Origin of the sequence: Phenylobacterium sp. (genome assembly GCF_041919955.1) — a bacterium.
Taxonomy (GTDB): Bacteria; Pseudomonadota; Alphaproteobacteria; order Caulobacterales; family Caulobacteraceae; genus Phenylobacterium.
In genome coordinates this window covers 259,774-280,922 of record NZ_JAYRSU010000002.1, presented here as the reverse complement: position 1 = coordinate 280,922, position 21,149 = coordinate 259,774, and the positions used below count along the sequence as shown (strand labels likewise).

Genomic DNA, 21,149 nt, shown 5'->3' with positions numbered 1-21,149 from the left:
AACACGAGGCGACCCGCCCGCCCGGCTCCCGCGACGGCTGGCGTTAAGGAAGCGCCCACCATCGTTAATTGGCGGTTAACTGCATAAGGCGAGTCGGAGGCGCGTGAAGACGCCATCCACAACAAAATTTCTTGCTGTGTAAGGCTTGGCCGTTAACCACGCGAGAGCGGCTGCGGCGTCTTGACTCAGAATGCGGAGCGTTCGGCCTAAGCGGCTCAACGAACAAGGTTTTGCGCCGGAGGCGCGCAAACGGCGCCGCCGATTCAACCTTGACTGTAGATCGGGCTGGACTGCGTCCCAGAAACGAAAGCTAGAGGTTTTCACGCAGCCAGGCCGCGGCCTTGGCCACCGGATTGGCGCGCGGATCGAGCGGCTCACGGCGCAGCTTGGCGCTGGCCAGGGCCTTGGACGAGACGGCCTCACGCGGGCCGAAGGCGGCGCGCTGGAGCACGCCGGCGGCGGCGCAGAAGGCCGGGCCGGACGCAGCATCGGCCAAGTGCGGCACCCGGCGCGGGCGCCCGAGGCGGACGGGACGGTCGAAGACCCGCACCGCGACCTCGCGCACGCCGGCCAGCTGGCTGGCGCCGCCGGTGAGGACGAGGCCGGCGCCCGGCTCGACCGCTGCGCCCGAGGCCTTCAGGCGGTCGCGCAGCAATTCCAAGGTCTCTTCGACGCGCGGCGCGATGATGCCCTTCAGCAGCGAACGGGGCGCGATGACCGGGCCCGCGCCGGGATCGTCGCCGCGCGGCGGCGCCTCGATCATCTCGCGGTCCTCGTTGGCCGAGGCGATGGCCGAGCCATGCAGGGTCTTGATGCGCTCGGCGCCGGCGATCGAGGTGGACAGGCCACGGGCGATGTCGGCGGTGACGTGGCCGCCTCCGACCGGCAGGGTCTCGACGTGAATCAAGCTGCCGCCGGCGAACACCGCTGCCGAGGTCGAGCCGCCGCCCATGTCGATACAGACCGCGCCGAGATCCATCTCGTCTTCTTCCAGGGCCGCGAGCGCCGAGGCGAAGGGCGCGGCGACCACGCCCTCGAACTGGAGGTGGGCGCGTTCGACGCAGGCGCCGAGGGTCTGGTAGACCGCCTCGCTGACGGTGACGACCAGCAACTCGACCCCGAGGGCGCGGCCGAACATGGCGCGGGGGTCGCGAATCGCGGTCTGACCGTCGACGCTCCAGGCGACCGGCAGGATGTGGGCGGCGCGGCGGCCGGGGATCTTGATCTGCGAGAGCGCCTGCTGGATGGCGCGCACGAGGTCGCCGTCGTTGATCGGGCGCGCGCCCAGCGAGACGCGGCCGGCGATTCGATGGCTCGCGAGCTGGCCGCCGGCGGTGGCGACGGTGACGCCCTGGACCTGGACGCCTGCGACATTCTCGGCGCGCTCGACGGCCTGGGCGATGGCGTCGGAAGCCTCGTCCAGATTGATGATCGCGCCGCCGCGCACGCCGCGCGACTGAACATAGCCGACGCCGGCTGCGGTCAGGGTGCGGTCGCCCCGGCGCACGCCTTCGGGCTTCATGATGAAGCACGTGACCTTGGACGCGCCCAGGTCCACGGCGGCCACCACCGGCTGGCGGCTCAGCGCGGCCTTCAGGCCTTCGCGGCTTTCCTTGCGGTCCTCAACCCGGGTCGACAAGTCCTTAGTCCCTTCCTTCAGTTCACGCGCCGTTGGCGACCAGTTGGCCGGGCAGCACCCCGTCGCGCGGGCGCACCGCCACCACCGAGGGATCGCGCAGATCGATCCGCTCGAAGCCCAGCTCCAAGATGCGCGAGCGCTGATCGAGCTGTTCGAGCTGGATCAGGGCCGCGCCCTCGTCGACCGCCGGCAGCTGCACCAGCGATCCGTCCTTCATCCGCAGGTCCCAGCGGCGGCCGTCGACCCGGATCAGCGCCTCGGTGCGCTCGGCCAGGCGCGGCCGCGCGGCCACTTCCGGCAGGATGGCCGCGGCCGCCTCGTTGGCCCCTGCCCCGACGATCAGCGGCAAGGTGGCGAAACGGCCGGGATCCGCCTCGGGGATCACCCGGCCGGTCTCGTCGATGACGTAGCTGTGGCCAGCGTGCTGCCACACGGCCAACTGCCTGCGCTCGGTGACCGCCAGCACGAGGGTGTCGGGCAGCAGGCGAACGACGCGCGCCTCCTTCACCCACCCCACGGCCTCGACGCGCTGGCGGATCTGCTCGAGATCCATGCCCAGCATCGGGTCATCCTTGTAAACGCCAGCGGCGCGCAGGATGTCGGGCGTCGCCATCGGCGAGGCGCCCTCGACATGCACCGACTTCAGACGGAAGCCGAGACCGGCGAATTGGCCGCCGACCGCCGAGCCGGTCGAGGTCGCCAGCTTCTCGCCGCGATGGCCGGTGGACAGGGCGACCACGAGCGCCAGGCCGACGACGCCGCCAGCCGCCAGCAGGGCGTGCCAGGGCGAAAGGCCTGCGCCACGCACGGCGCCCAGCTTGCCGGGCGAATACGAGCCCCCCTGCTTGCGCGCACGGGGACGGGACTTGGAGCTAGCGGGCGTTTTGGCCCGGGGCTTCGCGGCTGCTCGCGACTCCCCCCGCACTGCCGCGGGCATACGCATCCTCCGTGATCCAAAGCACCAGACGGTCGAAATCCACCCCCTGCTGCGCCGCCTGCTCGGGGACGAGCGAGGTGGGCGTCATGCCGGGCTGGGTGTTGACCTCCAGAAGGACCAGAATGTCGTTAATGTCGTCATAACGAAGATCGGACCGGGTAACTCCCCGGCAACCAAGGGCGGCGTGCGCCTTCTCCGACAGTTCCAGAGCCTTTTCAAAGGCATGTTTCGGAATATCGGCCGGGACGACGTGCACCGAACCGCCTTGGGCGTACTTGGCTTCGTAATCGTAAAATTCTGTCTGCGGGATGATGTCGGTGACGGTGATCGCCTTGCCGTCCATGACGGCCACGGCGAGCTCCTTGCCGCGGATATAGGGCTCGATCATCACCTCCTCGCCGTGCGTCCAGGTGGGCGAAGACAGCTCCTGCGGCGGGCGATTCGCGCCCTCGCGGACGATGAAGACGCCGACCGATGATCCCTCGGCGTTCGGCTTGACCACATAGGGCGGGGCCATCACATGGTCGGCCGCCGCGACATGGCGGTTGAAGAGCCCCCCGCCCGGCACGGTCACCCCGGCGGCGGCCATCACCGCCTTGGCCTTGGCCTTGTCCATGGCCAGCGCCGAAGCCAAGACGCCGGAGTGGGTGTAGGGCAGGTCCAGCGTCTCCAGTATGCCCTGGACGCAGCCATCCTCCCCCCATTCACCGTGCAACGCGTTGAAGCAGACGTCGGGCCTCAAAGCGGCCAGCACCTGGGCCACGTCCCGCCCGGCGTCGACATAGCTCACCTTGGCGCCCAGCCGCTCCAGCGCCGCCCCGCATTCGCGTCCCGACGACAGGCTGACCTCGCGCTCGGAAGAGAGGCCGCCGTACAGCAGGGCGACATGACGGCCGGCAAGGGGAAGGCTCGCAGAAGGAGGGCTCACTGGGCTGCGCTCGCGGTCTTGCGGAAGTCGATGTCGCTGTCGGCGACGGCGTAGACGAAGGCGGTCCAGACCGCGACGTTCTGAGCCAGCTCCCTCGGATCGATCTTGTCGAGGGTGTCGTCGGCTGAGTGGTGCAGGTCGAAATAGCGACCTGCGTCCTGCTGGAGCTGGACGACCGGGGTTCCAAGATCCTTCAGGCCGTCGACGTCCGCCCCGCCATCCTCGGCGGGCTCCCGCGAGACCAGCACCTTGAGCGGGACCACCGCGGCGGCGAAGGCCTTCATCGCCGGATGCTCGCGGCTGCCCTTGGGCAGCTTGGCCGAGAATATCTCGCCGGCGCCAAGGTCGCTTTCCCCAGCGACGACGATATTGGCCACCTCGTCTCTGTGGGCGGCGGCGTAAGCGGCGCCCGAACCGCCCTGTTCCTCGGCCCCCCACATCACCACGCGGATGGTGCGGCGCGGACGCTGCGGCAGGCCGGCGATGAGCTTGGCGGCCGCCGTGGTGACGCCGATCCCGGCCGCGTCGTCCACCGCCCCGGTGCCCGCATCCCAGGAATCGAGGTGGCCGCCGATGACGATCACCTCCTCGGGCTTCTCGCGGCCCTTGATCTCGCCGACGACGTTGTAGGCCGGCGCCTTCTCCCGGAACGTCGACTGGAGCGAGAGCTTGATCCTCACCGGCTTGCCGCGGGCGGCCATCCGCTCCAGCAGTTCGGCGTCGGGGGTCGAGAGCGCCGCCATCGGGATGCCGGCGCGGAAGCCGCCGCCGCCGTGCGGCAGGCGGGTGTCGTCGGTCGAGGCCGAGCGGGCCAGATAGGCGATCGCCCCGCGCTTGGCGGCCTCGCCGCCCGCGCCGCGCACGCGCACGGCCGCCGCGTAGCCGCCGATGTCCTGAGTTCGCCGCATTGGCTGGGTCACCACGGCGATCTTGCCCTTCAGCGCGCCTGGGGGCTGGGCCAGCATCTCGTCGAGGGTGCGGAACAGCGCGATCTCGGCCTCGATCCCGCCGGCCGGCGTCGGAGTCGAGCGGCCAAGGCCCAGAATCTGCAGCTTCTGCGGATAAGGCGCGACCACCTCGGCCGACTCCGCCCCGCGCAGCCAGGACTCGGTCTCGAAGGTCTCGACGTGGACGTTCTCGAAGCCCAGCGCCTTCAACTTGGCCACGCCCCAGTCGCGCGCGCGGTCCATGCCGGGCGAGCCCTGCGGCCGCGCCCCGACCTCGGTGGTCAGCGACTCCGTCACATCCCACGCGGTGGTGTCGGTCAACGCCTTGTCGCGCAGCGCCAGGGTCGTGGCCGCGAGGTCCGCCGCCTGGGCGGCCGGGGCGAGGGAAAGGGCGGCTACGGCCGCGAGAAGAGCGTTACGCATGTCCGGCGCGTGCCCGCGCGCGGGGCACCTGTCAAGCCGCCGCGCGTCGCAGGCCGCAGTTGCTGACAGCACGTTGGCGGCAGGCGCGCGCTAGTGCGTCCGTCCCAATGGAGATCGCCATGTCTATCGCCACCGCCCTCGACCGCCTCCCCGCCCTGCGCCGAACTGCTCGGCTGGAGGGTGGTGGACGCCCGCCCCGCCGAGGGCTGGATCCGCATCGGGTTCCAGGCCCGGCCCGAGTTCCGCAACCCAGCCGGCGCGATCCAGGGCGGCTTTCTGGCCGCCATGCTGGACGACACCATGGGGCCGGCCGTGTTCGCCCATACCGACGGAGCGACCTATGTCGCCACCATCGACATGACGGTCAGCTTTCTGGCCCCGGCGAAGGTCGGGCCGATCTATGGCGAGGGCCAGGTCGTGCAACTGGGCAAGACGGTCGGCTTCGTCGAGGCGCGGCTCATGGATGAGGACGGGGTCTGGTTGGCCAAGGCCTCGTCCAGTGTTCGCCTGATCCCGACCGACAGGGCTCTTGATGTTCCCAGGTCTTTGATAGCCACCGCATAGGCCTTTCATCAGGCGATGGGGGTTCGAATTTTCGCCTATGCAGCGAAATTCGGCCTATGGGGCGCCGCCGGTCGGTTGAATTAAGGCTGGATTAAGAATTTCTGCTTGCAGACAACAAAATACCAACGTTATGCGTGACGCCGAGTTCGCCCGTCTTGGGGGGCGATGGAGGCTCGGATCATGCAATTCAAACTGAAGACGCTCGCTGCGGGCGTCGCGCTGGCGGCTGTCAGCTTCGCGTCGGCCGCGTCGGCCGGCACCGTCACCATCAGCAACATCAAAGGCGTGTGGAGCCTGGCCTCGCCGACCGGCACGGTCAGCAACGGCAGCCCGACGGCGACCGTGAGCTGGGGCCAGGGCACCGAGGACGGCGGCTATCGCAAGAGCAGCTACGCCTTCACCTCGGCCAGCGCGCCGTTCGTGGCCAATCTGAGCGATGGCGACGAAGCCGGCCCGTTCAAGCTGGGCACCTTCCAGCACAACAACTGGCCAGTGACCGGCACGACCCTGCAGACCGTGCGCCTGACGGTCAGCGCGACTGTGGTGATCGACGGCAACAACATCGGTTTGCAGAACTTCGTCTACGACTTCACCCACGTCGAGACGCCGAACGCCGGTTCCGGCTGGCAGGGGACCTGCCAGTTCGGCGGCAAGTCGGGCGATGCGGCCAATCCGTACGGCTGCTCGGACAAGGTGATGGTGAACTCCATCTCGTACAACAACAGCTTCACGTACGGGAAGGACACCTACACCCTCGACATCGCGGGCTTCCTGGTCGGCAACACCCTGACCAACTCCTTCATCACGAAGGAAAGCGCGGTGATCGAGGAGAAGTGCGGCAAGAAGGGCAAGACGTGCAAGGTGGTGAAGGAGTTTGAGAATAAGGCCGACATCATGGCCCGCGTCTCGATGGTCACCAGCGCCGTGCCCGAGCCGTCGACCTGGGCGATGATGATCGTCGGCTTCGGCGCCGTGGGCGCCATGGTCCGCAACCGTCGCCGCATCGCGCTCGCCGCCTGAGCTCAGTTCAGTAAACCCTAACGCTTGCGGACGCCGTCGCCCCTCGGGGCGGCGGCGTTCTGCTCATGGGCCTTACGCGCCGGGTCGGCCGATGCGCTTGATCTCCCATTGCAGCTCGATCCCGGTCTTGGCCTTCACGTCGGCGCGCACGGCCTCGCCGAGGCCTTCCAGGTCGGCCGCGGTGGCCTGCCCGGTATTGATCATGAAGTTCGAATGCAGCGGCGAGAACATCGCCCCGCCGTGCAGCTTGCCACGCCAGCCGGCCTCGTCGACCAGCTTCCAAGAGGAATGGCCTTCCGGGTTCTTGAAGGTCGAGCCGCCGGTCTTCTCGCGGATCGGCTGTGTGGTCTCGCGGCGGGCGGTGATCTCGGCGATGCGGGCGGCGACGGCGTCCGGAGCGTCTGGACGGCCGCGATAGGTCGCCTCGACCCAGATGATGTCGGCCGGCGCCTGGCTGTGGCGATAGGTATAGCCGAAGTCGGCCAGCTGATAGTCGACGCGGCGGCCGGCGCGGTCGTAGCCCCAGGCGGAGACCAGGATGTCCTTCGTCTCGCCGCCGTAGCAGCCGGCGTTCATGGTCAGGGCCCCGCCGACCGAGCCCGGAATGCCGGCGTAGAACTCCAGCCCGGCCAGGCCCGCCTTGGCCGCAGCCTTGGCCACGGCGGCGTCCAACGCGCCGGCGCCGGCGGTGACCAGGTCGCCCTTAACCGAGACGCCCCCGAACGGACGGCCCGCCAGGCGGATGACCACGCCCTCCACGCCGCCGTCCCGGACGATGACGTTGGAGCCGACGCCGAGCACAGTCACCGGCACGTTTTCCGGCAGGCCTTGCAGAAAGGCGCCGAGATCCTCGTGGTCGGCCGGGAGGAACAGGACCTCCGCCGCCCCGCCGACACGGAACCAGGTGAAGGGGCCGAGCGGCTCGTCCCTCAGCAGCCGGCCGCGGACGGCGGGAAGCGCCTCGCGCCAGCTCATTTGGCCAGCTCTTCCAGCTGGGCCGGCAGGGCGTGGGCCCAGGCGGTGATGTCGCCAGCCCCCAGGCAGACCACGAGGTCGCCGGACGCCGCCTCCTGATAGATCAGGTTCGCCAACTCGGCCGGGCTTCCCAGGGACAGGGCGCGACGGTGGCCGAAGCGGCGCAGGCCATCGACCAGGCCGTCGCGGTCGGCGCCGGGGATCGGGCTCTCGCCGGCGGTGTAGACGTCGGCGACGATCACCGTGTCGGCGTCGTTGAAGCAGCCGCAGAACTCGTCGAACAGGTCGCGCAGGCGCGTGTAACGGTGCGGCTGGACGACCGCGATCACCTTGCCCTGCGTCACCGCACGGGCGGCCTTCAGCACCGAGGCGATCTCCACCGGATGGTGGCCGTAATCGTCGATGATGCGCACGCCGTTCGCGACGCCCGTCGTGGTGAAGCGGCGCTTGACCCCGCCGAAGCCGGCCAGCCCCTTGCGGATGTCGTCGTCGGAAACGCCGAGCTCGCGGGCGATGACGATCGCGCCGGTTGCGTTCAGCACGTTGTGCAGGCCCGCCATCGGCAAATGCAGGCCCTCCAGGCGGCTGGTCGCGCCGTCCTGGGGCGTGAAGATCACGTCGAAGCGCGAGCCGTCAGGCCCCATGCTGATCTTGTCGGCGCGGGCCTCGGCCTGAGGATTGGTCCCGTACGGGATCAGCCGACGGTTCTGCACGCGCGCAGCCATGGCCTGAACCTCGGGATGATCGGTGCAGACGGCCGCGAAGCCGTAGAAGGGCATGTTCTCGACGAAGGACTGGAAGGCCTTCTTCACCGCGTCGAAGTCGCCGTAGTGGTCGAGGTGCTCGGGGTCGATGTTGGTGACGATGGCGCAGGTCGACTTGACCCGCAGGAACGTGCCGTCGCTCTCGTCGGCCTCGACCACCATCCAGTCGCCCTCGCCCACCTTCGCGTTGGTGCCGTAGGCGTTGATAATGCCGCCATTGATGACGGTGGGGTCCATGCCGCCGGCGTCGAGCAGAGCCGCGACCATCGACGTGGTGGTGGTCTTGCCGTGGGTGCCGCCGATGGCGACGGTGTATTGCAGACGGGTCAGCTCGGCGAGCATCTCGCCGCGGTGGACCAGCGGCAGACGCTTCTCGCGGCCGGCGACCATCTCGGGATTGTCCGCCTTCACTGCGGTCGAATAGACGATGGCGTAGGCGCCTTCGACATGGGCCGGGTCGTGACCGATGAAGATCTTCGCGCCCAGCTTCTCCAGCCGCTCGGTGTTGGCGCTGGCCTTGGCGTCGGAGCCCTGCACCGTATAGCCGATGCGGAGCATGATCTCGGCGATGCCGCTCATGCCGATGCCGCCGATGCCGATGAAGTGGACCGGGCCGCGGGCGAAGAAGGGGACGGGGCGCTTGTTCATGTTTGGGCGGCGGTTCTCTCGACCAGGTCGGCCAGGCGTTCGGCCGCGTCGGGCTTGGCGATGGAGCGAGCGCCGGCGGCCATGCGCGCCAGGCGCTCGGGGTTGGTGAGCAGCTTCTGGAGGGCGCCGGCCATGGCGTCGACGGTGAGTTGGCTCTCGCGGGCGATCTCCGCGCCGCCGGCCTCGGCCATGACGCGGGCGTTCTGGCCCTGGTCGTCGTCGAGGGCGATGGCGAGCGGCACCAGGATGGCGGGCTTGCCGGCCACGGCGAACTCGCACACCGAGCCTGCGCCGGAGCGGCCGATCACCAAGTGGGCGTCCTTCAGCCGGCCGGCCATGTCGCGGAAGAACGGGGCGATCTCGGCCTCGACCATGGCGTTGGCGTAGATGCGGCGCGCGCCGTCCATGGACTCCTTGCGGGTCTGCTGCTGGACCTTCAGGCGCACGCGCAGGTCCTCCGGCAGCTTGGCGATCGCCTCGGGCATCAGTTCGGAGAGCAGGCGCGCGCCCTGGCTGCCGCCGGTGACGAGGATGCGGATCGGGCCGCCTTCGACCGGCGGAATATAGGGAAGGTCGGCCAGGGCGCGGATGTCGGGGCGCACCGGGTTGCCGACGACCACGGCGTTCTCGGCCACGCGGCCCGGCGCCTTCTGCAGCACCGGAAAGGCGCAGGCGACAGCGTTGACGTGGCCAGCCAGCCGCCGGTTGGCGCGGCCCATGACCGCGTTCTGCTCGTGCAGCAGCGTCGGGCGGCGCTGGGTGATCGCGGCCAGCAGGCCGGGCACCGACGGATAGCCCCCGAAGCCGATGACGACGGCGGGGTCCAGGCGAGTGAAGGCCGCGCGGGCCTGCATCACCCCCCGAACGATGGCGATCCCGGCCTGGGCCATGCTGACGGGGTCGCCGCGGCGGAAGGTGCGGGCCGACAGGCCGATCCGCTCCTCGGCCGGGAAGCTCTCGGCGAAAGCGGCGGCGCGCTCGTCGGAAGCGAGCACGATGCGCCATCCGCGCGCGATCAGGGCTTCGGCGAGCGCCTGTGCCGGAAACAGGTGGCCGCCGGTTCCCCCGGCGGCGACGACAGCGATCTTACGCATCGGAAGGCTTTAGGCGAACGCGCCGGCCTTGGCGAGGCCCTCGCCCTGGGAATAGGCCCCCGGCCTGCGACGGGTCAGGGCCAGGGCCATGCCGAAGGTCAGGCAGATGGCCAGCATGGACGAGCCGCCATAGGAAATGAACGGAAGGGTCATGCCCTTGGTCGGGATCATGTTCAGGTTCACCGCCACGTTGATGAAGGCCTGCTGGCCGACCAGGACGAACAGTCCGGCCGCAGCCACCTGCTCGAAGGGATCGGTCAGCTTCATGGCGCGATAGAGGCCGCGGGTGACGATGAAGCCGAACAGGGTGATCAGCAGCAGCGAGAAGATCAGGCCGTACTCCTCGGCGCCGACCGAATAGATGAAGTCGGTGTGCAGGTCGGGCACGTGGCGCTTCATGACGCCCTCGCCCGGGCCGCGGCCAAAGAAGCCGCCGGCGGCGATGGCCTCCGCGGCGCGGTCGACCTGATGGGTGTCGGCCTTGTCGGGGCTGAGGAAGCGGTCGACGCGGCTGGCCACGTGGGGGAACAGGAAATAGGTCGACGAGAGCCCCGTCACCGCCACCCCGCCCAGCAGCATGACCCAGGACAGCGGCACCCCGGCCATCCAGAAGGCGGCGCCGAAGGCGACGGTGATCAGCACCGTCTGGCCGACGTCCGGCTGAATCAGCAGCAGGCCGACCGAGAGGAAATAAAGGCCGAAGGCGATGGAGACGCCCGGCACCCCCTGCCCCTTCTGGCCTTCGGAGAACATCCACGAGACCAGCACGATCAGCGCCGGCTTCATGAATTCTGACGGCTGGAGGGTGAAGCCGCCGAGCTGAACCCATCGCGTCGCGCCCTTGGCCGTGTGGCCGAGGAACGGCAGGGCGATCATGATGGCGATGGCGGCCAGATAGATGAAGAACGCCGCGCGCCGGATTCCGCGCGCGTCGAGCATCGAGACGCCGACCAGGATCGCCGCCCCCGCGCCCGCGAACAGGCACTGGCGGACCGCGAAGTGGAAGGGGTCGCCGACGTTCATCCGCGCCGCGGCGGCTGGGCTGGCCGCGAAGGACATCATCACGCCGATGGCGATCAGCGCGCCCACGGCACCCAGCATCCAGCGGTCGGTCGTCCACCACCAGATGCCCAGCGCCGAGCGGTCGCTGCGGGCGAAGGCGTGCGCCTGCTGGTGACGTTGGGCGTAGCTCATGAACCTCTCCGCGGGCGCACCGGCCCGTCTCCTTGAGATGCCCGCGTCATGCTTAAGATATCTTAACCAAGCTCACTCGAACCCGTCCCTGCGACTTGAAATCCCGCCCGCGGAGGGAGACATCGACGGGAGCCACCGGAAAGGACCTGCGATGACCGCCTCCCCGCCCGCCGCGACCTATTCGGCCGCCTACTGGAACCAGACCGGCGGACAGGCCTGGGTCGAGTTGCAGGGGCTCATGGACGGCCTGAATAAATCGATCGAGGACGTGCTGGTCGAGGCGGCGTTCCCCGGGGCCGGCAAGGCGGTGGTCGACGTCGGCTGCGGCGCGGGCGCGACGACCCTGGCCATGGCGCGGCGATTGGGCGTCGGCGGCGAGAGCTTGGGCGTCGATGTGTCCGAGGCCCTGCTGGACCTGGCCCGGGGCCGCTCCGAGCACGAGGGACTGGAGGGCGCCCGCTTCGCCGTGGGCGACGCCCAGAGCCTGGACATGGGCGAACACCGGTTCGATGCGGCGATGTCCCGGTTCGGGGTGATGTTCTTTTCCGATTTCGATGCGGCCTTCGCCAATATCCGCCGCAGCGTGAAGCCCGGCGGCAAGCTGGCCTTCGCCTGCTGGCGCAGGCCCGCCGACAATCCTCTGGCCGGCGCGCCGATGAAGGCCGTCGCCCACCTGTTGCCGCCGCAGCCCACGCCGGATCCGGACGCGCCGGGACGCTTCGCCTTCGCCGATGCGGCGCGGGTGCGCGGCATCCTGGAGCGCAGCGGCTGGAGCGACATCGCCGTCGAGCCGCTCGACGCGCCGACGCCGATCAGCCTGGAGGACCTGACCACGCTCAGCCTGCGGATGGGCCCGCTGGCCAACGCCCTGCGCGAGCAGGATGAGGCGACGGGCGCGAAGGTGCGCGAGGCGGTGGTCCGGGCGCTGGAGCCCTATGTCGAGGACGGGATCATCCCGATGGTCGCCGGATGCTGGCTGGTGACGGCGCGGGCTTGAGCCTCAATTCCTCCCCTCAGGACGCCGCCGCCCTCCCTCTAGGCCCGGGCGCCCTTGGCGGCGGGGCGTGAGAGGCCGCCGACAGCGGCCCGGAAGGCTTCACCGCGGGCCTCGAAATCCGGGAACTGATCGAAGGACGCGCAGGCCGGCGAGAGCAGGACGATGGCGTCCTGGCCCGAGGCGGCCGCGTCTGCATAGGCCGCTGCGACTGCGCCGGCGAGGGTTCCGCAGTCGGCGACCTTTGCCTTGCCCTTGAGGGCCTCGGCGAAGGCGGGCGCGGCCTCGCCGATCAGATAGGCCTTCTCGATACGCGGGAAGAGGTCCGTCAGACTGTCGATGCCGCCGGCCTTGGGCACCCCGCCGGCGATCCAGTAGAACTTCGGATAGCTGGACATCGCCTGACGAGCTGCGTCGGCGTTGGTCGCCTTGCTGTCATTGACGAAGCGCACCTTGCCGACCGTGCCGACCGTCTCCATGCGGTGGGCCAGGCCAGGAAAACTGAGCAGGCCGTCGGCCGCTTCCTGGGCGGTGAGGCCGATGCCCCGCACCGCGGCGTAGGCCGCTGCCGCGTTCTGCCAGTTGTGGCGCCCGGGCAGGGAGCGAGCGCGAAGCAGGTCGGTCACCTCGGCGGCGCGCTCGCCGGTCGCGTCGTAGAGCAGCCCCTGAAGCACATAGACGCCGCGCCCCATGGCCTTGGAGGCCGAGATCGGCACGATGGTCCGGCGGTTGGCGGCGGTGATCTCGGTGCAGATCCGCTGTCCCCACGGATCGTCCACCCCAATGACGGCGGTGTCGCCCTTGCCCTGGTTGAGCAGGATGCGCCGCTTGGCCGCGACGTAGCCTTCCATGCCGCCGTGCCGATCGAGATGGTCGGGCGAAACATTGAGAAGGACCGCGACGTCGGGCTTGAGGCTGGACGTCAGGTCGAGCTGGTAGGAGGACAGCTCCAGCACGTAGACGGCGCCGCCGTGCATGTCCTCCAGTCCCAGCACGCCCAGGCCGATGTTGCCGCCGACGCGGACATCGCGCCCCGCGGCGGCGCAGATATGGCCGATCAGGGCCGTGGTGGTCGACTTGCCGTTGGTGCCGGTGATGGCGACGATCTTCGGGCGCTTATGCTCGGGCGCGGCGTTGACCGTGCGGGCGAAGAGCTCGATGTCGCCGAGGATCTCGACGCCCGCCGCCTTGGCCTTTTCCACCGTCCAGTGCGGCTTGGGATGGGTCAGCGGCACGCCCGGCGACAGCATCAGGGCCGCGAACTGCGACCAGTCGGCGGTGGAGAGGTCCAGCAGGTCGAAACCCTCGGCCTTGGCGGCCTCGCGGCTGGCTTCCTTCTCGTCCCAGACCACGACCTTGGCGCCGCCGAGCAGCAGGGCGCGCGCAGCCGTCAGGCCCGTGCGGGCCAGGCCAAACACGGCGACCGTCCTGCCTTCGAAGCCGCGGACCGGGATCATGGCGCCTGCCCTGCCCTCCCTATCGCAGCTTCAGGGTGGCCAGGCCCAGGAGGGCCAGGACCACCGCGATGATCCAGAAGCGGATGACCACGGTCGACTCCGACCAGCCCAGCTTCTCGAAGTGGTGATGGATGGGGGCCATGCGGAACACCCGCTTGCCCGTCAGCTTGAACGAGGCGACCTGGATCATCACCGAGAGAGTCTCCATGACGAAGAGACCGCCGATGATGCCGAGCACGATCTCGTGCTTGGTGGCCACGGCCACGGCGCCGATGCCGCCGCCAAGGGCGAGCGAGCCGGTGTCGCCCATGAAGATCTTGGCCGGAGGCGCGTTGTACCAGAGGAAGCCGAGACCGGCGCCGATCATCGCCCCGCAGTAGACCGCGACCTCGCCCACGCCGGGCACGAAGTGCAGCTTCAGATACTGGGCGAAGACGTAGTTGCCGACGAGGTAGGCGATGAAGCCGAAGGCCGCGGCGGCGATCATCACCGGCACGGTGGCCAGGCCGTCGAGGCCGTCGGTGAAGTTCACCGCATTGGCCGCGCCGACGATGATGAAGGCGCCGAAGGCCAGATAGAACCAGCCCAGCGGCAGCAGCAGCTGCTTGAACACCGGGAAGGCGACCGAGGTCGACAGCTCCGGCGTTTCCGGCGGGCTGGTCCCGAACACCACCATCAGGGCGACGGCGGCGAGCGCGATCAGAGCCTCCATGGCCAGCCGCAGCTTGCCCGAGACCCCGGCCGTCGACTGCTTGGTGACCTTGGCGTAGTCGTCGGTGAAGCCGAGCACGCCGTAGCCGGCCGTGACCAGGATCACAGCCCAGACATAGACGTTGCTGAGGTCCGACCACAGCAGGGTCCCGACCAGCAGCCCGGCCAGAATCATCACCCCGCCCATGGTGGGGGTGCCGGCCTTCTCGACCACGTGGCGTTCGATGCCGTCGGTGCGGATCGGCTGGCCCTTGCCCTGCTTGGCTTGCATCCAGCGGATGAAGCGCGAGCCCATGGCCACGACCACGAGTTGGGCGGTGAACAGCGCCATGCCGGTGCGGAAGGTCTGGTACTTCAGCAGGTTGAGGAACGGCACATAGCCGTCCGCGGCCAGCTGTTGATACAGCCAGTAGAGCATCAGCCCCTCTCCCCCGAACGCGCGTCGAGGGCCGCCAGCGCAGCAGCGACCGCGCCGGCCCTCGAGCCGTTGGACCCCTTCACCATCACCAGATCGCCCGGCTCTACGGCCGCGCTGATCAGCGGCGCCAGCTCCGCCGCTGTTCCGGCGTACCCGCCCCGCCGAGTCGGCGGAAGGGCGTCCCAGAGGGATTTCATGAGGGGGCCGGCGGCGAAGACCAGGTCGACGCCCGCCGCATCCAGAGGCGCGGCAAGGCCCGCGTGGAAAGCCGGGCCTTCGGAGCCCAGCTCCAGCATGTCGGTGAGCGCGACGATGCGCCGCCCCGCCGCTTTGCGCGCGCCAAGACTTGCGAAGGCCGCCGCCATCGAGACCGGATTGGCGTTGTAGCTTTCGTCCACAAGGGTGAAGGCGCCGCCCGGCAGGCGGACGCTCTTCTCTGCGCCGCGGCCCGCCAGGGGCTCGAACTCGCCGAGGGCGGCAAGGCTGTCGTCCAGCCCGACGCCGAGCGCCTCCAGCATCAGCAGCACGGCCATGCTGTTGGGTCCCCAGTGGAAGCCGGTCTGCAGGATCGGGAAGTCCAGCGCCTTGCCATGCAGGCGCGCGCGGACGACCGCGCGGCCGGGTTCGGGAATAAAATCGACGAGTTGGGCATCACAGCTCAGGTCGCGACCGAAGCTGCGGACCACCGCGCCCGCCTTGTGCGCCTCCTCGCTGAGGAAGCCGAACCAGCGATTGTCGGCATTGAGCACAGCGACGCCGCCCGGCTCGAACCCGGCGAAGATCTCGGCCTTGGCGCGGGCGACGCCCGCCTCCCCGTCCGGGAAGTTCTCGGTATGCACCGGGCCGACCGTGGTGATGGCCACGGCGTGGGGGCGCACGAACCGCGACAGCGGCGTGATCTCGTCGGCGTGGTTCATGCCGATTTCGAAGATCGCCCGCTCGGTGTCGCGGGGCATACGGGCGAGCGTCAGCGGTACGCCGATGTGGTTGTTGTAGCTCTTCACCGACGAGTGGGCGCGGCCGGCGCGGGCGAGGCCGGCGCGGATCGCCTGGGTGACGCTGGTCTTGCCGACCGAGCCGGTGACCGCCCCGCGGCGCACCTGCGGCGCGCGCTCGCGCGCCGCTTCCCCCAGCCTTTCGAGGGCCGTGAAGGTGTCGGCGACGACGATGCTGGCGCCTTCGACGGGCTTGGAGGCGAGGCTGGCCGCAGCGCCGGCCGCCAAGGCCTGGGGCACAAATTCATGACCGTCGCGCACGCCGGCCAGGGCGACGAAGAGGTCGCCCGGCTCGATGCTGCGGGTGTCGATGGAGACGCCGTTCACGGCGAAGGCGGGGCCGGCGGCCTTGCCGCCGGTCGCGGCGGCGATCTCGTCAGAGGTCCAGAGGGGATCAGACATCGGCGGCCTCCAGCGCCGTCGCCACCTCGGCGACGTCGTCGAAGGGAAGAACGGTCGAACCCACGGTCTGGCCCTGCTCGTGCCCTTTGCCGGCCACGACCAGCACATCGCCCGGTCCCAGCAGGGCGACGCCTGCGGCGATGGCCGCTCGGCGGTCGCCGACCTCACGCGCACCGGGGGCGCCGGCCAGGACCTGGGCGCGGATCGAGGCCGGGTCTTCACTGCGCGGATTGTCGTCGGTGACGATGGCGACGTCTGCGTAGGCGGCCGCCGCCTTGCCCATCAGCGGGCGCTTGGTGTTGTCGCGGTCCCCGCCGGCGCCGAACACCACGATCAGCCTGCCCGAGACGTGCGGGCGCAGCGATTGGAGCACGGTCTCCAGGCCGTCGGGCGTGTGGGCGTAGTCGACATAGGCCTCGCCGCCATTCCTGCCGGTCCCGACGCGCTGCAGGCGGCCTGGCGCGCCCTGCAGCGTCTCCAGCGCAGCCATGACCCCGGCGACCGGCTCGCCCGCGGCGATGCACAGACCGGCCGCGACCAGCGCGTTGGAGGCCTGGAAGGCGCCCGCCAGCGGCAGGCGGACGGCGTAGACCTGGCCCATGGCCTCGATCTTCAGATCCTGCCCTTCCGGGGTGGGCGTGCGTTCGAGCAGTTTCAGCCCCTGCCCGCTCTCGCCGACCGGCAAGACGCTCTTGCCGGTCGCGACGGCCGCGGCGGCGAAGGCGCCGTAGGCGTCGGAGTCGGCGTTCAGCACGGCCACTCCGCCGCGCGGCAGCAGGTCCTCGAACAGCCGCAGCTTGGCCTGGCGATAGGCTTCCATGGTGTGGTGGTAGTCGAGGTGATCCTGGGTGAGGTTCAGGAAGCCGGCGGCCTTGAGCGCCACCCCGTCCAGGCGCCGCTGGTCCACGCCGTGGGACGAGGCCTCCATGGCCATGTGGGTCACGCCCTTGGCGGCCAGGATCGACATCAGCTCGGCGACGTCGGCGGCGTCGGGCGTGGTCAGACCCGGCGGGGTCAGTTGCTCGTCCAGACCCGGACCCGTGGCGCGCACCCCGAGCGTGCCCATGCTGGCGGCCTTGTGGCCCAGGCTGTTGAAGATCTGGCGGCAGAAGGCCGCGACCGAGGTCTTGCCATTGGTGCCGGTGACCGCGACCACCACCGGCGGCTGGGCGCCCCAGAAGGCGCGGGCGGCCAGGGCGTACATGCGGCGCGGATCGGGGGTGACGACGACGGGGACGCCGAGATCCGGCAGGTCCTGGCCCGAGATCACCGCGACGGCGCCGGCGGCCACGGCCTTGGCCGCGAACTCGCCGCCGTCGACCTTGGAGCCCGGCAGGGCGGCGAACAGGAAGCCCGGCTTCGCCTTGCGGCTGTCGGCGGTGACGCCCTCAATGGTGGGATCGACGTCCAGCCGGCGCTGGACGAGCTCTGAAAGCGGCTTGCCCATCAGTGACCGTCGCCGAGCGGAGCGGCCGCGAGCGAGCCTTCGCCGACGACCTTGATGAGGTCCGGTTCGCGCTTCACGTGCAGGAAGGGGGCGATGCGGTCGATGACCCGACCGGCGGCCGGCGCGGCGACCCAGCCGCCCGTCGAGAAGCCATAGGTCTTGGCCGTGCCGTGCGGCTCGTCCAACAGGATCAGCACGAAGTAGCGGTCGGCCTCGACCGGCCCCGAGGTCGGGAAGACGGCGGCGAAAGACGAGACCTGGCGCTGGGTCGAGTAGCCGCGGATCGCCGGGTCGTACTTCTCGCCGGTTCCTGTCTTGCCGCCGACGCTGAGGCCGGGGGCGTTGGCCGACTTGCCGCTGCCGCCGATGACGTTGGCGCGCATAATCTGCAGCATCTGCAGCGAGGTCTGCTCCGAGATCACCCGCTGGCCCTGCGGGCGCTGGCCGGGTTCGAGCTTCTTGATGGTCAGGGGCACCAGATAGCCGCCGTTCAGCAGCGCGCCCATGGCGCTGGTCACCGCCAGCGGGCTGACGTTCATGCCGTGGCCGAACGAGGTGGAGGCCACCGCGTCCATATCCCACTTGCGCGGGGTCAGCGGGCGGGCCGACTCCATCAGCTCGACCTTGGCCGGCTTGGTCAGGCCGAGCGCGGTGAAGTACTTGCTGAGGCGCTCGCCCCCGACGCTTTCGGCCAGCTTGGCGGTGCCGATGTTGGACGAGTGCTGGAACACCTCGACCAGGGTCAGGATCTTCCGCGCGGCGTGATAGTCCTTGATGGTCCGGTAGCCGAGCTGGAAGGGCTCGCGTGCATCGAAGGTCGAGGACGGCGTGGCGACGCCGGTGTCGAGGCCGATGGCGACGGTGAACGCCTTGAAGGTCGAGCCCATCTCATAGATCGAAGCAGCGGCGCGGTTCAGCTTCTGATCGTCGCTGGCGCGGGCGACCTGGTTCGGGTCGAAGGTGGGATAGCTGGCCATCCCGAGGATTTCGCCGGTGTGCACGTTGGTGACGATGCCCACGGCCCCGCGCGGCTGATACTCGGCGGCGGCCTTGTAGAGCTCGTCCTCAAGGGCGGCCTGAACGCGCAGGTCGATCGACAGCGGCACGGCGACCTTGCCCGGCGCGCCGGCGCGGATGGTGTCGTTGAGCGCGCGCTCGGCGCCGGCCAGGCCGACCCCGCCGGTGTCGGCGAAGCCGATCAGGTGGGCGGCGGTGTGGCCCAGCGGATAGACGCGGCGCTCTTCCGGCTCGAAGCTGACGCCCGGCAGGCCAAGCGCATGGATACGGGCGCGCTGCTCGGGCGTCAGGCCCGAGGCGACGAAGCCGCGGCGCTCGCTGCGCAGCGCCTTTTCCAGTCGGCTGCGATTGAGCTCCGGCAGAGCCGCGCGCAGGGCGCGGCGCACCTCGTCGGCGTCCCAGATCTCGCGCGGGTCGACATAGAGGCCGTAGTGCAGCAGGTCGGCGGCGAGCATGGCGCCGTTGCGGTCGACGAGGTCGGCGCGCGCCGCCCCCACTGGCCCGACATAGCCGTTGCCGCGGCCGGCGTCCGAGAACAGCGCCGCGCGCGTGGCGCCCACCGCCAGCACCGAGAACGCGGTGGCGAACAGCGCCAGCACGAAGAAGATGCGGATACGGGTGTCGTCTTCCGCCTTGCCCGCAGCCTTGGCCCGTTCGAAGGCGTGCTCCAGGCCCCAGACCTTGGCTTTCAGCCAGCGCCAGCCGGGCGCTTCAAAGGAGGGATGGGCAAGGCTCACGGCGTCTTCTTCCCGAGGGCGACTTCGCCCAGCTTGTCGAGGGTGGTTTCGTTCTTGGCCTGGACCGGGGCCATGCCGAGATGGGCGGTGGACAGCGCCTCGATCCGCGAGGGCTGCTCGAGGTGGGCGACTTCGGCCTGCAGCAGGCGGATACGGGCCTTCTCCGCGTCGATCTGCTTTTCGACAGCGGCGATGTCGGCGCGTTCGCGCCCAGCGATGGTCTTGGCCAGGTAGACGCCGAGAATGACGGCCACCAGCACGCCCAGGGCGATGACGTCGACCAGTCGAAATCCGCGAATCTTACGGTTGAGCAGGCTCATGCCGCCTCCTTCCACACCGGCGCTTCAGTGCGAACCCCTACGCGCAGCTTGGCCGACCGCGCGCGCGGATTGGCCGCGGTTTCAGCCTCGCCCGGCGCCTGAGCGCCGTTGAACAGCAGCTTGAAGCTGGGCGGCGCGCCGGCCTCGACCGGCGGAGCATGGCGCGACCCGCCAGGGGTCTTGCCCGCGCGCTCGGCGAAAAACGCCTTGGCGATGCGGTCCTCCAGCGAATGGAAGGTGACGACGGCCAGGCGACCGCCCGGCTTGAGCGTCTTCTCGGCGGCGACCAGACCGGCCTCGAGCTCGCTGAGCTCTTCATTGACGGCGATGCGCAGGCCCTGGAACGAGCGGGTGGCCGGATGCACCTTCGCGCCGCGACGCCCGCCCAGGGCCCGCTCGATCACCTCGGCCAGGTCGAGGGTGCGGGTGAAGGGCTGCTCGACCCGGCGGCGGGCGATGAAGGACGCGACGCGGCGCGACTGCCGCTCCTCGCCGTAGACGAAAAAGATGCGCGCCAGCTCCTGCGGTTCGGCGGTGTTGACGATGTCGGCGGCGGTCGGGCCGTCGACGCCCATCCGCATGTCGAGCGGACCGTCGCGCATGAAGGAGAAGCCGCGCTCTGCCTGGTCGAGCTGCATGGACGAGACGCCGAGATCCAGGGCCACGCCATCGGCCGCCCCCTCCCCCAGCTCCTGAGCCATTTCCGAGAACCGGGCGTCGATCAGGCGGAAGTTCTCGCCCAGCCCCTCGGCGAAGCGACGAGCGCTGGGGTCGCGATCGAAGGCGACGACGCGGGCGCCGGCGGCGAGGAAGGCGCGCGAATAGCCGCCGGCGCCGAAGGTGCCGTCGACGATCAGCTTGCCGGGGCCAGGCTCGAGCGCCTCGAGCACTTCGGTCAGCAGGACGGAGGTGTGCGGCGCGCTCACCTAGGCCGCTCCCAACTTGGCGGCGCGCTGTTGGGCGCGCAGCTCGGCAAGGCCCGCGCGAGCCATGTCGCGCTGCGCGGCGCGGTGCGCCTGGAACGCCTCTCGGTTCCAGATCTGGAAGCGGTCGCCGAGCCCGACCAGCACGACCCAGTCGGAGAGGCCGAACTGGTCGCAGAGCTGTTCCGGCAGGGTGATGCGGCCGGCGGTGTCGAAGCTCATCTTGGCCTGGCCGCCCAGGACCGACAGCTCGATGGCCGAGCGGACCGGGTCGCCGAACGGCAGCTCTTCGATCAGGCCCATGTAGCGGTCGAACAGCGCCTTCCCGCCGCCTTCGATGCAGTCCGCCTCGATCGAGGGAAAAACGACGACGCCGTCGAACGGCCCCGACAGGAGCGCGCGAAATTCCAGCGGCACGACAATGCGCCGCTTGGCGTCCACCTGTTTCTCGAAGGTCGAGAGAAACATCCCGCCGCGCCCCAGACGGCGACTCCGAGCGAGCCGCCAAACCAACTCCGTTTCGAACCGGCGGAACCCGCCAAGGCGAGGCTCCACTCATCCTTAACGGATGCTGATTGGGTTAACATGGGATCAA

General features: G+C 69.8%; 19 protein-coding genes. 3 read left to right on the top strand and 16 right to left on the bottom strand.

Going from position 1 to position 21,149, the window contains the following annotated elements; all coding sequences use genetic code 11:
- Positions 1-310: 310 nt before the first annotated feature.
- From ftsA to ACE3T2_RS03110, 4 genes are all read right to left on the bottom strand, one after another.
- Positions 311-1,522 (bottom strand): cell division protein FtsA, encoded by a 1,212-nt coding sequence (ftsA, locus tag ACE3T2_RS03125; RefSeq protein WP_374654672.1) that lies wholly within the window; start codon positions 1,520-1,522, stop codon positions 311-313.
- 139 nt (positions 1,523-1,661) lie between these two features.
- Positions 1,662-2,576, bottom strand: coding sequence for a cell division protein FtsQ/DivIB (locus tag ACE3T2_RS03120; protein WP_374654595.1), 915 nt, complete (start codon positions 2,574-2,576; stop codon positions 1,662-1,664).
- A complete protein-coding gene (locus ACE3T2_RS03115) occupies positions 2,512-3,504 on the bottom strand; it encodes a D-alanine--D-alanine ligase (RefSeq protein ID WP_374654593.1) in 993 nt (330 codons plus the stop codon). The genes ACE3T2_RS03120 and ACE3T2_RS03115 overlap by 65 nt, the downstream gene beginning before the upstream one ends.
- Positions 3,501-4,874, bottom strand: coding sequence for a M20/M25/M40 family metallo-hydrolase (locus ACE3T2_RS03110; protein WP_374654591.1), 1,374 nt, complete (start codon positions 4,872-4,874; stop codon positions 3,501-3,503). Before ACE3T2_RS03110 ends, ACE3T2_RS03115 begins: the two co-directional genes overlap by 4 nt.
- A 93-nt stretch (positions 4,875-4,967) precedes the next feature.
- On the opposite strand from ACE3T2_RS03110, the gene ACE3T2_RS03105 reads away from it, so the two are divergent.
- Both ACE3T2_RS03105 and ACE3T2_RS03100 read left to right on the top strand, forming a co-directional pair.
- A complete protein-coding gene (locus ACE3T2_RS03105; RefSeq protein WP_374654589.1) occupies positions 4,968-5,438 on the top strand; it encodes a PaaI family thioesterase in 471 nt (156 codons plus the stop codon).
- Positions 5,439-5,618: 180 nt separating this feature from the next.
- Entirely contained in the window at positions 5,619-6,458 is an 840-nt protein-coding gene (locus ACE3T2_RS03100) for a THxN family PEP-CTERM protein (protein ID WP_374654587.1), read from the top strand.
- A 72-nt stretch (positions 6,459-6,530) separates the two neighbouring features.
- Here the strand turns inward: ACE3T2_RS03100 and murB are convergent, their stop codons facing one another.
- The 4 genes from murB to ftsW are packed head-to-tail and all read right to left on the bottom strand — an operon-like array spanning position 6,531 to position 11,133.
- A complete protein-coding gene (gene murB / locus ACE3T2_RS03095) occupies positions 6,531-7,433 on the bottom strand; it encodes a UDP-N-acetylmuramate dehydrogenase (RefSeq protein WP_374654585.1) in 903 nt (300 codons plus the stop codon).
- Positions 7,430-8,845 (bottom strand): UDP-N-acetylmuramate--L-alanine ligase, encoded by a 1,416-nt coding sequence (murC, locus tag ACE3T2_RS03090; protein ID WP_374654583.1) that lies wholly within the window; start codon positions 8,843-8,845, stop codon positions 7,430-7,432. The genes murB and murC overlap by 4 nt, the downstream gene beginning before the upstream one ends.
- Positions 8,842-9,939 (bottom strand): undecaprenyldiphospho-muramoylpentapeptide beta-N-acetylglucosaminyltransferase, encoded by a 1,098-nt coding sequence (gene murG, locus ACE3T2_RS03085; protein ID WP_374654581.1) that lies wholly within the window; start codon positions 9,937-9,939, stop codon positions 8,842-8,844. Before murG ends, murC begins: the two co-directional genes overlap by 4 nt.
- A gap of 9 nt (positions 9,940-9,948) precedes the next feature.
- Positions 9,949-11,133: a putative lipid II flippase FtsW gene (gene ftsW / locus ACE3T2_RS03080; RefSeq protein ID WP_374654579.1), complete on the bottom strand. Its 1,185-nt coding sequence runs from the start codon at positions 11,131-11,133 to the stop codon at positions 9,949-9,951.
- Positions 11,134-11,284: 151 nt separating this feature from the next.
- On the opposite strand from ftsW, the gene ACE3T2_RS03075 reads away from it, so the two are divergent.
- Positions 11,285-12,130, top strand: a complete 846-nt coding sequence (locus ACE3T2_RS03075) for a class I SAM-dependent methyltransferase (protein ID WP_374654577.1) — start codon at positions 11,285-11,287, stop codon at positions 12,128-12,130.
- Positions 12,131-12,168: 38 nt separating this feature from the next.
- Here ACE3T2_RS03075 and murD read toward each other — a convergent pair whose 3' ends face one another.
- The 8 genes from murD to ACE3T2_RS03035 are packed head-to-tail and all read right to left on the bottom strand — an operon-like array spanning position 12,169 to position 21,022.
- Entirely contained in the window at positions 12,169-13,584 is a 1,416-nt protein-coding gene (gene murD / locus ACE3T2_RS03070) for a UDP-N-acetylmuramoyl-L-alanine--D-glutamate ligase (protein ID WP_374654575.1), read from the bottom strand.
- Positions 13,585-13,603: 19 nt separating this feature from the next.
- Positions 13,604-14,713, bottom strand: coding sequence for a phospho-N-acetylmuramoyl-pentapeptide-transferase (gene mraY / locus ACE3T2_RS03065; protein WP_374654573.1), 1,110 nt, complete (start codon positions 14,711-14,713; stop codon positions 13,604-13,606).
- The gene (gene murF, locus ACE3T2_RS03060; RefSeq protein ID WP_374654571.1) at positions 14,713-16,110 is read right to left on the bottom strand and encodes a UDP-N-acetylmuramoyl-tripeptide--D-alanyl-D-alanine ligase; all 1,398 of its coding nucleotides are present in this window, start codon (positions 16,108-16,110) and stop codon (positions 14,713-14,715) included. The genes mraY and murF overlap by 1 nt, the downstream gene beginning before the upstream one ends.
- Positions 16,103-17,557 carry a UDP-N-acetylmuramoyl-L-alanyl-D-glutamate--2,6-diaminopimelate ligase gene (locus ACE3T2_RS03055; RefSeq protein ID WP_374654569.1) on the bottom strand — a complete coding sequence of 485 codons (1,455 nt, stop codon included), beginning with the start codon at positions 17,555-17,557 and terminating at the stop codon, positions 16,103-16,105. The genes murF and ACE3T2_RS03055 overlap by 8 nt, the downstream gene beginning before the upstream one ends.
- Entirely contained in the window at positions 17,557-19,311 is a 1,755-nt protein-coding gene (locus tag ACE3T2_RS03050) for a peptidoglycan D,D-transpeptidase FtsI family protein (protein ID WP_374654567.1), read from the bottom strand. The genes ACE3T2_RS03055 and ACE3T2_RS03050 overlap by 1 nt, the downstream gene beginning before the upstream one ends.
- On the bottom strand, positions 19,308-19,631 hold the full coding sequence (locus ACE3T2_RS03045; protein ID WP_374654564.1) for a cell division protein: 324 nt from the start codon (positions 19,629-19,631) through the stop codon (positions 19,308-19,310). The genes ACE3T2_RS03050 and ACE3T2_RS03045 overlap by 4 nt, the downstream gene beginning before the upstream one ends.
- Complete coding sequence (gene rsmH, locus ACE3T2_RS03040) at positions 19,628-20,557, bottom strand: 16S rRNA (cytosine(1402)-N(4))-methyltransferase RsmH (RefSeq protein ID WP_374654562.1); 930 nt, start codon at positions 20,555-20,557, stop codon at positions 19,628-19,630. Before rsmH ends, ACE3T2_RS03045 begins: the two co-directional genes overlap by 4 nt.
- The gene (locus ACE3T2_RS03035; protein WP_374654560.1) at positions 20,558-21,022 is read right to left on the bottom strand and encodes a division/cell wall cluster transcriptional repressor MraZ; all 465 of its coding nucleotides are present in this window, start codon (positions 21,020-21,022) and stop codon (positions 20,558-20,560) included.
- Positions 21,023-21,149: the final 127 nt, after the last annotated feature.

Bases quoted from the DNA above. Each gene is read 5' to 3' on its own strand.
- ftsA (WP_374654672.1), bottom strand. From the start codon at position 1,522: ATGAAGCCCGAAGGCGTGCGCCGGGGCGACCGCACCCTGACCGCAGCC.
- ACE3T2_RS03120 (WP_374654595.1), bottom strand. From the start codon at position 2,576: ATGCCCGCGGCAGTGCGGGGGGAGTCGCGAGCAGCCGCGAAGCCCCGG.
- ACE3T2_RS03110 (WP_374654591.1), bottom strand. From the start codon at position 4,874: ATGCGTAACGCTCTTCTCGCGGCCGTAGCCGCCCTTTCCCTCGCCCCG.
- ACE3T2_RS03100 (WP_374654587.1), top strand. From the start codon at position 5,619: ATGCAATTCAAACTGAAGACGCTCGCTGCGGGCGTCGCGCTGGCGGCT.
- murB (WP_374654585.1), bottom strand. From the start codon at position 7,433: ATGAGCTGGCGCGAGGCGCTTCCCGCCGTCCGCGGCCGGCTGCTGAGG.
- murC (WP_374654583.1), bottom strand. From the start codon at position 8,845: ATGAACAAGCGCCCCGTCCCCTTCTTCGCCCGCGGCCCGGTCCACTTC.
- murG (WP_374654581.1), bottom strand. From the start codon at position 9,939: ATGCGTAAGATCGCTGTCGTCGCCGCCGGGGGAACCGGCGGCCACCTG.
- ftsW (WP_374654579.1), bottom strand. From the start codon at position 11,133: ATGAGCTACGCCCAACGTCACCAGCAGGCGCACGCCTTCGCCCGCAGC.
- ACE3T2_RS03075 (WP_374654577.1), top strand. From the start codon at position 11,285: ATGACCGCCTCCCCGCCCGCCGCGACCTATTCGGCCGCCTACTGGAAC.
- murD (WP_374654575.1), bottom strand. From the start codon at position 13,584: ATGATCCCGGTCCGCGGCTTCGAAGGCAGGACGGTCGCCGTGTTTGGC.
- mraY (WP_374654573.1), bottom strand. From the start codon at position 14,713: ATGCTCTACTGGCTGTATCAACAGCTGGCCGCGGACGGCTATGTGCCG.
- murF (WP_374654571.1), bottom strand. From the start codon at position 16,110: ATGTCTGATCCCCTCTGGACCTCTGACGAGATCGCCGCCGCGACCGGC.
- ACE3T2_RS03055 (WP_374654569.1), bottom strand. From the start codon at position 17,557: ATGGGCAAGCCGCTTTCAGAGCTCGTCCAGCGCCGGCTGGACGTCGAT.
- ACE3T2_RS03045 (WP_374654564.1), bottom strand. From the start codon at position 19,631: ATGAGCCTGCTCAACCGTAAGATTCGCGGATTTCGACTGGTCGACGTC.
- ACE3T2_RS03035 (WP_374654560.1), bottom strand. From the start codon at position 21,022: ATGTTTCTCTCGACCTTCGAGAAACAGGTGGACGCCAAGCGGCGCATT.